Source organism: Micrococcus sp. HOU01, from assembly GCF_035609305.1.
GTDB lineage: Bacteria > Actinomycetota > Actinomycetes > Actinomycetales > Micrococcaceae > Micrococcus > Micrococcus luteus.
The window spans coordinates 1033246-1046144 of the sequence record NZ_CP141211.1 but is presented as its reverse complement, the minus strand read 5'-3'; the positions used below and the strand labels follow the sequence as shown (position 1 = coordinate 1046144).

Annotated in this window: 12 protein-coding genes; 4 read left to right on the top strand and 8 right to left on the bottom strand. The window is 75.5% G+C overall.

Annotated elements, in window-relative coordinates:
* Nucleotides 1-18 precede the first annotated feature (18 nt).
* Nucleotides 19-705 (top strand): 3'-5' exonuclease, encoded by a 687-nt coding sequence (locus SOY78_RS04940; RefSeq protein WP_324701878.1) that lies wholly within the window; start codon nt 19-21, stop codon nt 703-705.
* 28 nt (nt 706-733) lie between these two features.
* Here SOY78_RS04940 and hemL read toward each other — a convergent pair whose 3' ends face one another.
* The gene (gene hemL, locus SOY78_RS04935; RefSeq protein ID WP_036314334.1) at nt 734-2059 is read right to left on the bottom strand and encodes a glutamate-1-semialdehyde 2,1-aminomutase; all 1326 of its coding nucleotides are present in this window, start codon (nt 2057-2059) and stop codon (nt 734-736) included.
* Nucleotides 2056-3042, bottom strand: a complete 987-nt coding sequence (gene hemB, locus SOY78_RS04930) for a porphobilinogen synthase (RefSeq protein ID WP_036381100.1) — start codon at nt 3040-3042, stop codon at nt 2056-2058. The genes hemL and hemB overlap by 4 nt, the downstream gene beginning before the upstream one ends.
* Before the next feature lie 107 nt (nt 3043-3149).
* Here hemB and brnQ point away from each other — a divergent pair, with 107 nt between their 5' ends.
* The 3 genes from brnQ (at nt 3150) to SOY78_RS04915 (ending at nt 6036) form a co-directional block, all read left to right on the top strand.
* Nucleotides 3150-4544 carry a branched-chain amino acid transport system II carrier protein gene (brnQ, locus tag SOY78_RS04925; RefSeq protein ID WP_095346900.1) on the top strand — a complete coding sequence of 465 codons (1395 nt, stop codon included), beginning with the start codon at nt 3150-3152 and terminating at the stop codon, nt 4542-4544.
* Between the two features lie 10 nt (nt 4545-4554).
* Nucleotides 4555-5655, top strand: coding sequence for an NYN domain-containing protein (locus tag SOY78_RS04920; protein ID WP_049147277.1), 1101 nt, complete (start codon nt 4555-4557; stop codon nt 5653-5655).
* Nucleotides 5656-5754: 99 nt separating this feature from the next.
* Entirely contained in the window at nt 5755-6036 is a 282-nt protein-coding gene (locus tag SOY78_RS04915) for a hypothetical protein (RefSeq protein ID WP_061867021.1), read from the top strand.
* 27 nt (nt 6037-6063) lie between these two features.
* Here SOY78_RS04915 and SOY78_RS04910 read toward each other — a convergent pair whose 3' ends face one another.
* Genes SOY78_RS04910 through hemE form a run of 6 tightly spaced genes read right to left on the bottom strand, consistent with a single transcriptional unit; the run spans nt 6064 to nt 12887 of the window.
* Entirely contained in the window at nt 6064-6903 is an 840-nt protein-coding gene (locus SOY78_RS04910) for a uroporphyrinogen-III synthase (protein WP_061867022.1), read from the bottom strand.
* Between the two features lies 1 nt (nt 6904).
* A complete protein-coding gene (gene hemC, locus SOY78_RS04905) occupies nt 6905-8038 on the bottom strand; it encodes a hydroxymethylbilane synthase (protein ID WP_206496556.1) in 1134 nt (377 codons plus the stop codon).
* Nucleotides 8039-8042: 4 nt separating this feature from the next.
* A complete protein-coding gene (locus SOY78_RS04900) occupies nt 8043-9392 on the bottom strand; it encodes a ferrochelatase (protein WP_061867024.1) in 1350 nt (449 codons plus the stop codon).
* Nucleotides 9392-10108 (bottom strand): hydrogen peroxide-dependent heme synthase, encoded by a 717-nt coding sequence (gene hemQ, locus SOY78_RS04895; protein ID WP_036314319.1) that lies wholly within the window; start codon nt 10106-10108, stop codon nt 9392-9394. Before hemQ ends, SOY78_RS04900 begins: the two co-directional genes overlap by 1 nt.
* 50 nt (nt 10109-10158) lie before the next feature.
* Nucleotides 10159-11667: a protoporphyrinogen/coproporphyrinogen oxidase gene (locus SOY78_RS04890; protein ID WP_324701877.1), complete on the bottom strand. Its 1509-nt coding sequence runs from the start codon at nt 11665-11667 to the stop codon at nt 10159-10161.
* Entirely contained in the window at nt 11664-12887 is a 1224-nt protein-coding gene (gene hemE / locus SOY78_RS04885) for a uroporphyrinogen decarboxylase (protein WP_061867026.1), read from the bottom strand. The genes SOY78_RS04890 and hemE overlap by 4 nt, the downstream gene beginning before the upstream one ends.
* Between the last annotated feature and the right edge of the window lie 12 nt (nt 12888-12899).

The window sequence follows — 12899 nt, the reverse complement described above, 5'->3', positions numbered from 1 at the left end:
CCGGGTAGCGTGAGGCGCGTGACTTGGCATGAGAGCATCCGCGCCGGCTTCGACCTCGAGACCACCGGACGTGATCCGCGCACCGCGCTGATCGTGACCGCCACCCTGGTGATGGTGGACGAGCAGGGCCGCGCCGCGTCGTCGGCCGAGTGGCTCGTGGACCCGGGCGTGCCCATCCCGGCCGAGGCGGCCGAGGTCCACGGCGTCACCACGGAGCGGGCGCAGGCGGAGGGCATGCCCGCCGCGCAGGGTGTCACGGAGATCACCGAGACCCTGCGGGACCTGTTCGCCGCGGGCATCCCCGTGGTGGCGTTCAACGGCGTGTACAACTTCACGGTGATGGACCGGGAGGCGCGCCACCACGGGCTGACGCCGCTCGAGGCCCGCCCCGTGATCGACCCGTTCGTGCTGGACAAGCAGGTGGACCGGTTCCGCAAGGGCAAGCGCACGCTCTCCGCGGTGTCCGAGCACTACGGGGTGACCCTGGAGAACGCGCACACCTCCGCGGCGGACGCCCTCGCCGCCGTCCAGGTGGCCGACGCCCTGGCCGCCCGGTACGAGCAGCTGCGCGTCGCGCCGGTGGACCTGCACGAGCGGCAGGTCCGCTGGAAGGCCGAGCAGGCGGAGAGCTTCGAGCAGTACCTGCGACGCAAGGACCCGCAGGCCACCGTCTCGCGCCACTGGCCGGTCGAGGCCGAGCGCTGAGCGCCCGGCCCCGACCCGCACCCGGGTCTCAGCCCTGGGGCGTCGCCGCCGCGGCCGCCTTCGCCGCGGCCGGCAGCGCGTCGAGCACCCGGGTGACCGCCGCGTCGTCGTGGGCGGCGGAGACGAACCAGGCCTCGAACACGGACGGCGGCAGGTACACGCCGGAGGCCAGCAGCGACTGGAAGAACGGGGCGTAGCGGAAGACCTCCTGGCCCTGGGCGTCCCGGTAGTCCCGCACGCCGGTGCCGGAGGTGCCGAACGCCAGGGAGAACAGGGTGCCGGCCCGCTGGATCGAGTGGTCCACGCCCTCGGCGTCGAGCGCGGCCACGAGGCCCTCGCGCACGGCGTCCGAGGCGCGCGTCACGGCCGCGTAGACGGCCTCGTCGGCGCGGGAGAGCGTGGCGTGGCCGGCGGCCATGGCCACCGGATTCCCGGAGAGGGTGCCGGCCTGGTACACGGGGCCGAGCGGGGCCAGGTGGTCCATGATCTCGGCGGAGCCGCCCAGGGCGGCCGCGGGCATGCCGCCGCCGATCACCTTGCCGAAGCACCAGACGTCCGGGGTCCAGCCCTCGGGCTGTCCGGACAGGCCCCAGCCGCCCGTGGCGGTGGCGCGGAAGCCGGTGAGCACCTCGTCCCAGATCAGCAGCGCGCCGTGGCGGCGGGTGATCTCGCGCAGGAACGCGTTGAAGCCCTCGGCGGGCTCCACGACGCCCATGTTGCAGGGCACGGCCTCCGTGATGAGCGCGGCGATGCGCTCGCCGTGCTCGGCGAACACGGCCTCGACGGCGGCGCGGTCGTTGTAGTCCACCACGAGGGTCTCGGAGGCGGCGGCCTCGGTGACGCCCGCGGAGCCGGGCAGGGCGGCGGTCGCCACGCCCGAGCCGGCCGCGGCCAGCAGGCCGTCCGAGTGGCCGTGGTAGCAGCCGGCGAACTTCACGATCAGGTTGCGGCCGGTCACGCCGCGGGCCAGGCGCAGGGCCGTCATGGTGGCCTCGGTGCCGGTGGACACGAAGCGCACGCGCTCGACCGGGACCTTGGAGGCGATCAGCTCGGCCAGCGCGGTCTCCTCCAGCGTGGAGGTGCCGAAGCCGAGGCCGCGGTCCACGGCGGCGTGCACGGCCTCGACGACCTCGGGGTGCTGGTGGCCCAGCAGCATGGGGCCCCACGAGCAGACCAGGTCCACGTACTCGTTGCCCTCGACGTCGGTCAGGTACGGGCCGCGTGCGCCGGCCATGAACCGGGGCGTGCCGCCCACCGAGCCGAAGGCGCGCACGGGTGAGTCGACGCCGCCGGGGATGACGGCCTGGGCCGCGGCGAAGGCGGCGGCGTTGGTGGTCGGCTGGGACGCGGTCACAGGGACCCCTCCTTCATCCAGCGGCCGAGCTCGGCCGCCCAGTAGGTGAGCACGGAGTCGGCGCCGGCGCGCCGGATGGAGAGCACGGACTCGACGATCGAGGCCTTCCGGTCGATCCAGCCGTGCGCGGCGGCGGCCTCGATCATCGCGTACTCCCCCGAGATCTGGTACGCGGAGACGGGCACGTCCGCCATGTCCGCCACGTCGCGCACGATGTCCAGGTAGCTCATCGCGGGCTTGACCATCACCATGTCCGCGCCCTCCTCGAGGTCGAGGGCGACCTCGAGCAGGGCCTCGCTCCGGTTGGCGGCGTCCATCTGGTAGGTCTTGCGGTCGCCCGTGAGCTGGGAGTCGACGGCGTCGCGGAACGGCCCGTAGAACGCCGAGGAGTACTTCGCGGCGTAGGCGAGGATCGCGGTCTCGTGGTGGCCGGCGCCCTCGAGGGCCTCCCGGATCACGCGGACCTGGCCGTCCATCATCCCGGAGGGGCCGAGCACGTCCGCACCGGCCTCGGCCTGCGCGACGCCCATCCGGGCGTAGATCTCCAGCGTCGCGTCGTTGTCCACGGTGCCCTCGGCGGTGAGCACGCCGCAGTGGCCGTGGTCGGTGAACTCGTCCAGGCACAGGTCGGACATCACGACGAGCCCGTCCCCCACCTCCGCCTTCACGTCCCGGATGGCCCGGTTCAGGACGCCGTCCGGGTCCAGGGCGGCGCTGCCGACGGCGTCGCGCGTGGTCGGCACGCCGAACAGCATGATGCCGCCCAGGCCCAGCTCGGCGGCCTCGGCCGCGGCGGCCTTGAGCGAGTCCGCGGTGTGCTGCACGACGCCCGGCATCGAGGCGATCGGCACGGGCTCGGCGGCGCCCTCCTTGATGAAGGCCGGCAGGATCAGCTCGGCGGGGTGCAGGCGCGTCTCAGCGACGAGGCGGCGCATCGCGGCGGACCGGCGCAGACGCCGGGGACGGTGCAGCGGGAAGGACATGACGGGGTCACACGCTCCTGGTTCGGGGACCCGTCCAGTCTAGGCGCGGAGGCTGACCGCGCGCCGGGTACAGTCATGGCGCCCCGTCCGCCGTCGAGAGGCCCGTGATGCCCCCGCGCCTGCGCCCCGGTCAGACCCTGCTGCTGGCCTCGCTCGTCTTCGGCCTGTTCTTCGGCGCGGGCAACCTGATCTTCCCCGCCGGCCTGGGCCGGGATGCGGGCGCCGCGGTCACGCCGGCCACGCTCGGCTTCCTCGTCACGGCGGTGGGGCTGCCGGTTCTGGGCATCGTCGCCTCGGCGGTGACGGGGGCGCGCTCGGTCCGTGAGATGACGGCGCCCGTCTCCCGGCGCTTCGCCGTGGCGTTCACGTGCCTGCTGTACCTGACGATCGGCCCCCTCTTCGCCATCCCCCGCACCGCCACGGTGTCCTATGAGATCGGTGTCGCGCCCCTGGCGGGCGACGGCGGCCTGCGGCTGCTCGGCTTCACGGCGGCGTTCTTCGCGGTCGCCGCGGTCGCGGCGTTCCGTCCGGGCCGGCTCATGGAGTGGGTGGGGCGGTACCTGACCCCGGCGTTCCTGGTCCTGCTCGGCGCCCTGGTGGCGGCCGCCGTCGTGGCCCCGATGAGCACGGGCGCCCTGCCCTCGCCGACCCCCGCCTACGCCGACGGGGCGCTCGTGCGGGGCCTGCTGGACGGCTACGCCACGATGGACGCGCTCGCCTCGCTCGCCTTCGCGGTCGTGATCGTCGACGCCGCCCGGCGCCTGGGCGTGACGGGCCCGCGCCGCATGGCGGTGGAGCTGGGCAAGGCGGGGCTGCTCGGCGGCGCGGCGATGACGGTGGTCTACGCCTCGCTGGCGTACATCGGCGCCACGAGCCACGGCGCGTTCGCGCAGGCCACGAACGGCGGCGACGTCCTCGCCCGCAGCGCGAGCCACTTCTTCGGCACGGCGGGCGCGTACCTCATCGCGGCCATCGTCTTCGTCGCGTGCCTGAAGACCTGCATCGGACTGATCGTGGCGTGCGCCGAGATGTTCGCGGAGATGTTCCCCGGGTCCTACCGGCTGTGGGCGGGCCTCTTCCTCGTGGTGTCCTTCGCGCTCGCCAACCTGGGCCTGGAGGCGATCATCGCCTGGTCCGTCCCGGTGCTGATGTTCCTCTACCCGATCGCCGTCGTCGTCATCCTGCTCGGCCTCGCCTGGGCCTGGGTGCGGGACCGCCCGGCGGTGGCCCGCTGGGTGGTCGCCTGCACGGGGCTCGCCGCCTTCTTCGACCTGCTGGGCGCCCTGCCGGAGGCGCTCGTGACGACGCCGCCCGTCACCGCCCTGACGGGCCTGGCCGGCCGGGTGCTGCCCGGCTACGCGGTCGGCTTCGGCTGGGTGGTCCCGGCGCTCGTCGGGCTGGTCGTCGGCACGCTGGCCGCCGCCTCGCGGCCCCGCTCCCGCCGGGGCGAGCGGGAGGCGATCCCGGTCACCGCCGGCCACGGGCGCACCGCCGCCGACTAGGGTGGGACACATGCCCGAACCCACCCCCGCATCCCTGCGCATCGCCGTCCTGATGGACAGCGACAACGTCTCCCCCAAGTTCGCCCCCCTGATCCTCGAGGAGCTCGCCACCTACGGCACCCCCACGATCAAGCGCGCGTACGGCGACTGGACCACGACCAACCTCAACGGCTGGAAGAAGGCGCTGAACCACCACGCGATCCAGCCGGTCCAGCAGTTCGCCTACACCGTGGGCAAGAACTCCTCGGACTCCGCGCTCATCATCGACGCGATGGACCTGCTCTGGATGGGCAACGTGGACGCGTTCGCCCTCGTCTCCTCCGACTCCGACTTCACGCGCCTGGCCACCCGCCTGCGCGAGGGCGGCAAGCGCGTGATCGGCCTGGGCGCCCGCAAGACCCCCGCCTCCCTGCGCAACGCCGTGGACCAGTTCATCTACCTCGAGCTGCTCGGCACCGCCACGGACCACGACGTCGACGACGACGAGACCGGCGAGGACGCCCCCGCCAAGGAGGAGAACGCCAAGGCGTCCGAGGGCTCCGGCCGCTCGGGGTCCCGCCGCGGCGGTCGAGGCCGCGGTCGCGGGGCAAAGACCACCGACGCCACCGACACCCCCGAGGCCACGGACGCGGACGCGGAGGCCCCCGCTGTCGACGAGGCCCCTGCTGCCGACGAGGCCCCCGCCGCCGACGAGGCGCCCGCCGGGGACGCCGCCGCCGGCAAGGACGGGAAGGCCGCGGAGGCGAAGTCCGGGGCCGGTCGGCGGGGCCGCCGTGCGTCGTCGTCGGACGTCACCGAGGACCCGACCCCGCCCGAGGTGCCGGTCGAGGCCGAGCCCGAGCACGACGAGGCCGACGCCGCCCCGCGCATCGACCTGCAGGCCGCGCTCACCAAGGCCGTCAACGCCACGAGCACCGACGACGGCTGGGCCACGCTGTCCCTGATCGGCCAGCACCTGAGCCGCACCCACGTGGACTTCGACCCGCGCGACTTCGGGCACTCCAAGCTCTCCACCCTCGTGGAGGACCAGCCGTACCTGCGCACCCGCACCGAGGGCCGGACCATGGAGGTCTCGCTGGTCCGCCGCCGCAGCCGCCGCGCCGAGGGCTGAGCGGCACGGCCCGTCGTCCCCCGCGGCCGGCGGGCCGGTCAACCGGCCGTTCACCCGCCGGCCACCCGCCCACCACGCCCGCCCGGTAGGCTCCCCGCCATGGGGAACACTCTGGGCTTCCTGCGCGGCGTCGACCGCCTGCACGCCTTCTACACGGAGAACGTGCGCATGCTCGCGCACGCGTACGACCTGACGGACGAGGAGGCCTCGGAGCTGCTCGCCAACACGGGCTTCACCAACGTCTCGGTCGCCATCCTGCGCGATCCGCGGGTGGACATCATGGCCGCCGCCACCGGCGTGCCGGAGGACGAGACGCACGACGCCGGCCCGGCGTCGACGGAGGACGACGCGACCGACCGGGACGGCGGCCGCCCCGACTGAGCCTCGCCTCGAGTGCGGACGGGCGGCTCAGGCCGCAGCGCGCAGCACGGCCAGCACTCCGGCCGCGTCCGGCGTGGGGGCCGTCCCGAGCAGGGGCAGACCCCGCCGCGCGCACGTGTCACGGGTCGGCGCGCCGATCGCCACGAGCCGCACCCGCTCCCCCACCAGCGGCGTCAGGCCCGCGGCCACGAACTCCTCCGCCGCGGACGAGCTGGTGAGCACCACGGCGGTCCCCGCCGCGACCGCGGCCAACCGCGCGGGCGTCACGACGTCCCCCCGGCCCTCGTCTGCCGCCCCGTCGAGCAGCCGCCTGCCGACCTGCGCCGGATACGGCACCGTCCGGTAGGCGAGCCCGGTCCGCACGTCCCAGCCCGCCGCGCGCAGGCCGTCGGCGAGGCGGGACCGGGCCCGATCGGACTGGGGCAGCCACGCGCGGGCGCCGCGGGGATGCAGGGCGGCGAGTCCGGCGATCAGGCCATCGGCGGAGCGGTCCTCGGGCGGCAGCCACGGCGCCGCGTCGCAGCCCGCCTCGGTCAGCACCCGTGCCGTGCCCGGTCCGGTGACCGCGATCCGCGCGCCCGCCGGGACATGGCCGTCCCAGCTGACGGCCCTGAGTGCGCGCACGGTGTTGGGGCTCGTCAGCACGAGCCAGCGGGACCCGTCCGAGCGCACCGGCCCGGCCGCATCACCGTCGGCCCCCGCCCAGTCCGCGAGCAGCGCGCGCAGGGGGCCGTCGTCGTCGGGCAGCGCGAAGTCGGTCAGCGGCAGGAAGCCGACCCGCAGCCGCCGCCCCGCCACCTCGGCGCCGGCGAGACCGGCCTCGAGGTCGCCGGCCTGGGCCGGCTGGCGGGTGAGCAGGACGCGCATCTCAGGCCGGGTCGTCGGGCCGCGGGGCGCCGTCGCCCCGGTCCACCCCGCGCACCGTGCCGGGCAGCAGGTCGGCGCCCTCGGCCACGAACTGCTCGGCCACGTGCACGCCGAGTGCCTCCGCGGCCACGAACAGGGTGTCCTCGAGCCACTCGTCGGCGGCCGCCGGGTCGCCGGCCACGTCGGCCGGCACCGGGTCGAGCTGCACGGACGAGGTCCGGCGCAGCACGCGCGAGCCGTCGAGGGCGGCCACCATCGCGGTCATCTCGATGCGCGGCGCGCCGGCCTCGCCGTCGGTCACGCGGGCCACGGCCCCGATCGGCGCGGCGCAGCCGGCCTCGAGGCGGCGCAGCAGGGCCCGCTCGGCGGTGACCGCCACGTGGGTGTCCCGATCGTCGACCAGCTCGAGGGCGGCGTGCAGCCTCCCGACCGGCGCCTGGGGGTCCAGGAGCGCCCGACCGAGGAAGGACTCGTCCTCGGCCCGGATCTCCACGGCCAGGGCGCCCTGCCCGGGGGCGGGCACCATGACCTCCGGGTCGATCCGCTCGGTCATCACGTGGTCCAGGCCGAGCCGGTCGAGCCCGGCACAGGCCAGGATCACGGCGTCGAGGTCACCGCGGGGCGAACCCACGGCGGCCGGGGCGTGGTCGTCGTGCTGCTCCAGCCCGGGCACGCGGGCCAGGCGGGTCTGCACGTTGCCGCGGATGTCCACGAGCTCCAGATCCGGGCGCAGCGCCTTGAGCTGGGCCACGCGGCGCGGAGAGCCCGTGCCCACCCGGGCGCCCTCGGGCAGGGTCGCCAGGGTGAGGCCGTCGCGGGCGCACAGGGCGTCCCGCAGGTCGGCCCGGGCCGGCACCGCGGCGATCTCGAGGGTCTCCGGCTGGGCGGCCGGCAGGTCCTTGAGCGAGTGCACGGCCGCGTCCACGACGCCGTCGAGCACGGCGGCCCGCAGCGCCGAGGCGAACACGCCGGTGCCGCCCAGCGAGGCCAGCGAGCCGGTGGTGACGTCGCCCTCGGTGCGGATCACCACCAGCTCGTGGGCCAGGCCGGAGCGCTCCGTGAGCGCCTCCGCCACGTGGGTGGTCTGCGTGGTCGCCAGGGCGGAGCCCCGGGTGCCGATGCGCAGGGGGGTCACGGTCTCAGGCCTCCTCGGCGGGGGCCGCGGCGCCCGCCTCGTGCTCGGCCAGCCCGCGCACGGCGGCGTCGACCGCGGACGTCGTCGGCCGCGTCGAGCCGTCCCGCATCACCTTGGCGCAGCAGTCCGGCCGGCACACGTCGTACCAGGCCGGGAAGCAGCCGGCCGCGGCGCGGCCCTCGCGGCGGCCCAGCCGCTCCTCCACGATGTCCACGAGCCCGGCCACGAACCGCGGGTCGGTGCCCGGGGTGGGGCTGCGACGGAACCCCACGCCCAGCCCCTCGGCGGTCTCCTTGGCCTCGGTGTCGAGGTCCCAGACCACCTCCATGTGGTCCGAGACGAAGCCCAGCGGCACGACGACGAAGCCCGCCACGGCGCGCCCCTGCGCGTCCGTCTCGGCGCCCTCGCCCGCGAGGTGCTCCATCGCGTCGTTGATGTCCGGCTCGAGCCACGGCACCGAGGGCGGGCCGGAGCGCGACTGGTACACGAGCGACCACGGCACGTCCGCGGCCTCGGGCACGCCGGCGAGGATCTCGCGGGCCACGTCGAGGTGCTGCGCCGAGTACACGTCCGCACCCTCGTCGCCCGGCTCCGCCCCCGCCTGCGCGCGCAGGTCGGCGGCGAGGCCGCGCGGGCCGGCGGCGGCGGCGTCGGAGGTGGGGATCGAGTGGGTCGCGAAGAGCACGTGGATCCGCGCGTCGTCCCCCAGCTCCGCGCGCAGCGAGGCCAGGTCCGCGCGCAGGCCGTCCCGGAACGGCTCGATGAAGCCGGGGTGGTTGAAGTACTGGCGCGTCTTGTCCAGGTCCACCTTCCCGGTCAGGCCGGTCTGCTCCATGGCCATGCCCATGTCCTCGCGGTACTGGCGGCACGAGGAGTAGCAGGAGTACGCGGAGGTGGTGACCGTCAGGATGCGGCGGTGCCCGTCGGCGTGCATCCGCGCGAGGGTGTCCGGGAAGTAGGGCTCCCAGTTGCGGTTGCCCCAGTACACGGGCAGGTCCAGGCCGCGGGCGGCCAGCTCGGCCTCGATGGCCGCCTTCAGCGCGCGGTTCTGCGCGTTGATGGGGCTGACGCCGCCGTTGGCGCGGTAGTGGGTGGCGACCTCCTCGAGGCGCTCGTCCGGGATGCCGCGCCCGCGCGTGACGTTGCGCAGGAACGGGATCACGTCGTCCTGACCCTCGGGCCCGCCGAAGGAGGCGAGCAGCAGGGCGTCGTAGTCCTTGGGGGCCATCACGCCGCACACGTCGTAGTCGACGCCGGCGGCGGCCTTCTCGGGCGTCCGGAGGGCCGGGGCGACGCCGGCGTCCGGGCCGGTGTGGACGGGCGCGTCGGCGCGGGGCTCGGGGGCGGCGGTCATCAGGCCAGCACCTCCGCGATCTCGGCGGTCTCCAGACGGCGTCCGGTGTAGAACGGCACCTCGCTGCGCACGTGCAGGCGGGTCTCGTTGTTGCGCAGGTGGCGCATCATGTCCACCAGGTCCGTCAGCTCGTCCGCCTCGAGGCCCAGCAGCCACTCCCAGTCGTTCAGGCCGAACGCGCTGGTGGTGTTCGCCCATACCTGCGGGAAGTCCTGGCCGAGCTGGCCGTGCTCGCGGAGCATGCGGGCCCGCTCCTTCGGGTCCAGCAGGTACCAGTCGTACGAGCGCACGAACGGGTAGAAGCACAGCCACTTCAGGGCCTTGCGGCCCATGGCGAAGGCGGGGACGTGGTCCTTGTTGAACTCGGCCATGCGATCGGCGCCCATGGCCGAGAGCACCATCGTGGTGCCCTCGAGCAGACGGGTGCGGCGCAGTTCGCGGATGGCGGCCTGCAGGTCCTCGGGCACCTGGCCGTACATCCACACCATGACGTCGCCGGCCTCGCGCATGCCCGAGACGTCGTAGACGCCGCGCACGGTCACGCCGGTCTGGGCCACCCGCGCGACGGCCTCGTCGAACTCCTTGGCGGCCTTCTTCGCGTCGCGGCCCTCCAGTCCCAGCCAGCCTGGCTCGCCCTGTGGGCGGGCGAACACGGTGTAGGTGGTGAACCAGTCCTTGCCGGCCTCGGCAGGGGTGGTGGTGCTGTCCTTGGTCATGGTCCTCTTCCTTGAGATCCGATTGCGTCAGGGGTGGTCTGGGGGCGAGGTCAACCCGCGGGCGGCGCGTCGGCGCCGAGGGTGCGGTCCACGCCGGCGACGACGGCGGCCAGCCCGGTGCCGTGCACCCAGCTGCCCACGAGCTCGAGGCCGGGCACGTCCCGTGCCCAGTCGATCAGCGTGTCCGCCTTCGCGCGGTCGGGGCCGGCCTGCGGCGGGATGGAGCGGCGCCAGCGGGTGACGGTGCGGGCGACGACGTCCTCCTCCGCCAGCGGCACCCCGGTGAGAGTCGCCGTGTCCACGAGCGCCTGCGCGAGCAGCTCCTCGTCCGCGCTGCGGTGGCCCAGCGCCTCGGGCCCGCCGCCCTGGCGGCCGTAGGACAGGCGCAGCACGTGGCGATGGGGATGACGGGCGACGCCGCCCTCCTGTGGCCGCGCGACGACCTCGCGCAGCCACGCCCACTTGGCGGTGGCGTGGGTCAGGGCCTTGGCGGCCACGTCCGTCCCGGCGCCGACCAGCACTCCGGTGCCGCGTGGCGCGTCGTCCAGGCCCGCGGCCTCGACGACGAGCGTGGCCAGCGCGATGCCCTCGCCGAGGGCGGGGCCGGCGCCGGGGTCCAGGGCCTCGGCCGAGAGCGGGGCCAGCAGGTCCCAGGCGGTGACGCCGTCCACGGCCAGCACGACGCGGTCCACGTCGAGCCCGCGGACGACCTCGTCGTCCCGGTCCGAGATCTGGGCCCACCAGCCGCCGGTGGCGGGCACGCGGGACAGGGCGGCCACCCGGACACCGCGCAGGACGGTGGCCCCGTCCTCGCGCAGCGCCTCGACGAGCCGGCCGGTGAGGCGGACCATGCCGCCGTCCAGACCGGCCACGAGCGAGCCGGGGGTCCCGGTGGACCGCAGCGCGGCGACGCCCGCGGCCAGCCCGCCGTGCTCCACGGCGGCGGCGAGCAGGCCGGGGGCCACGCGCTCCAGCTCGACGACCGCGGGGTCGGCCGAGTGGACTCCGGCGACGACGGGGGCCACGAGGCGGTCGAGCACCTCGTCGCCGAGGCGGTCGGCCACGACCTGCGCGACGGTCACCGGTTCGCCGGCCGCGAGCGCGGCGGCCCAGCGATCCATGGGGGCCTCGGCGTCCTGCCGGGCGCGCTCCAGGCAGGCCGGCGTGAGGGCGGCGGCGAGGTCCTCGGCGTCGAGGTCGCCCGGGATGCCGACGATGCCGAGACGCGGGGCGCGCACGGGGCCGGCGGGACCGTGCAGCCACGAGCCGAGGGGCTCGGGCGCGACGATCTTCTCGCCCAGCCCGAGCTCCTCCACGAGCGCGCGCACGGCGGCGCCGCGGACGGCGAACGACTCGGCGCCGCCGTCGAGTTCGAGGGTCTGGGTCTCGGGGGCCCCGGTCTCGCCGTGCGAGGGGACGTCGAGGAAGCGCGGGGAGACCGCGCCCCCGAGCACGGAGGTGGCCTCGGCGAGGGTCACGTCCCAGCCCGCCGTGGACAGTCGGTGGGCCGCGACGAGGCCGGCGATGCCGCCGCCGACCACGAGCGCCGTGCCGCTCATGCGCGCTCCTCCCGCTCGGCGGTCTCGACCCCCGGTGCCGGGTCCTGGCCCTCCCGCTCCGGCACGGGCAGGGAGTGGATTAGCTCGACCACGCGGGTCAGCACGGCCGCGTCCGTCTCCGGCGGCACGCCGTGGGCGAGGTTGACGACGTGGCCGGGCGCGACGGCGCCGGAGGCGACGACGTCGCGCACGTGGGCCTCGAGGACCTCCCACGGGGCGGCGAGCAGGGCCGGGTCGATGTTGCCCTGCAGGGGCACGGCGCCGCGTCCGTCGGGGCCGGGGTTCGCGCTGAGCCGGCGGTGCGCCTCGGCGAGCGTGAGGCGGTGGTCCACGCCGACGGCGGTCGCGCCCGCGTCACGCATGTGGTGCAGGAACTCTCCGGTGCCCGTGCCGAAGTGCAGGAGCGGGGCGCCGTCGGGGACGCCGGGCCCGGCGAGGTCGGCGACATGGGCGAGGGCCGCCGTCGAATGCGGCTGCACGTGCTCGAGGTAGTCGTCCGCCGAGAGCGAACCGGCCCACGAGTCGAACAGCTGCGCGGCGGAGGCGCCGGACTCGAGCTGGGCGCGCAGGAACTGGCCGGACACGGTGGCCGCCCAGCCGGCCAGGGCGGCCCAGGTCTCGGGGTCGGCGTGCATCATGCGTCGCGGGCCGAAGTGGTCGCGGGAGGGACGGCCCTCCACCATGTACGCCGCCAGCGTGAAGGGGGCGCCGGCGAAGCCGATCAGGGGGCGCGGGCCCAGCTCGGCGACGGTGGCCGCGACGGCCTCGCGGATCACGTCCAGGGCGGCGTCCTCGAGGACGGGCAGCGCGGCGACGTCGTCGGCGGTGCGGACGGCCTGGCCGAGCACGGGGCCCACGCCGGGCTGGATCTCCACGTCCACGCCCGCCAGGCGCAGGGGGACCACGATGTCCGAGAAGAAGATCGCCGCGTCGACGTCGTGGCGGCGCACCGGCTGCATCGTGATCTCCCGGACCAGGTCCGGCATGAGGCAGGAGTCGAGCATCCCGATCCCCTCGCGCACCCGGCGGTACTCGGGCAGCGAACGGCCGGCCTGCCGCATGAACCACACGGGGTGGCGGTCGGGGCGCTGGCCGCGCAGCGCGCGAAGGAGCGGGCTGGCCGCGGTCGAGCGTGACGGATCCTCGGTGCGCAGCGGGTGCGCGGCGGGCAGTGCCGGGACGGCCGCGGGGGTCTCGGGGGTCTGGGACAGGGCGGACATGCCCCCAGTGTC

What these genes read in the sequence shown, in the direction of transcription:
- hemB (WP_036381100.1), bottom strand. Translation starts at nt 3,042, where the DNA reads ATGTCCTTCCCGCTGCACCGTCCCCGGCGTCTGCGCCGGTCCGCCGCG.
- brnQ (WP_095346900.1), top strand. Translation starts at nt 3,150, where the DNA reads ATGCCCCCGCGCCTGCGCCCCGGTCAGACCCTGCTGCTGGCCTCGCTC.
- SOY78_RS04920 (WP_049147277.1), top strand. Translation starts at nt 4,555, where the DNA reads ATGCCCGAACCCACCCCCGCATCCCTGCGCATCGCCGTCCTGATGGAC.
- SOY78_RS04915 (WP_061867021.1), top strand. Translation starts at nt 5,755, where the DNA reads ATGGGGAACACTCTGGGCTTCCTGCGCGGCGTCGACCGCCTGCACGCC.
- SOY78_RS04910 (WP_061867022.1), bottom strand. Translation starts at nt 6,903, where the DNA reads ATGCGCGTCCTGCTCACCCGCCAGCCGGCCCAGGCCGGCGACCTCGAG.
- SOY78_RS04900 (WP_061867024.1), bottom strand. Translation starts at nt 9,392, where the DNA reads ATGACCGCCGCCCCCGAGCCCCGCGCCGACGCGCCCGTCCACACCGGC.
- hemQ (WP_036314319.1), bottom strand. Translation starts at nt 10,108, where the DNA reads ATGACCAAGGACAGCACCACCACCCCTGCCGAGGCCGGCAAGGACTGG.
- SOY78_RS04890 (WP_324701877.1), bottom strand. Translation starts at nt 11,667, where the DNA reads ATGAGCGGCACGGCGCTCGTGGTCGGCGGCGGCATCGCCGGCCTCGTC.
- hemE (WP_061867026.1), bottom strand. Translation starts at nt 12,887, where the DNA reads ATGTCCGCCCTGTCCCAGACCCCCGAGACCCCCGCGGCCGTCCCGGCA.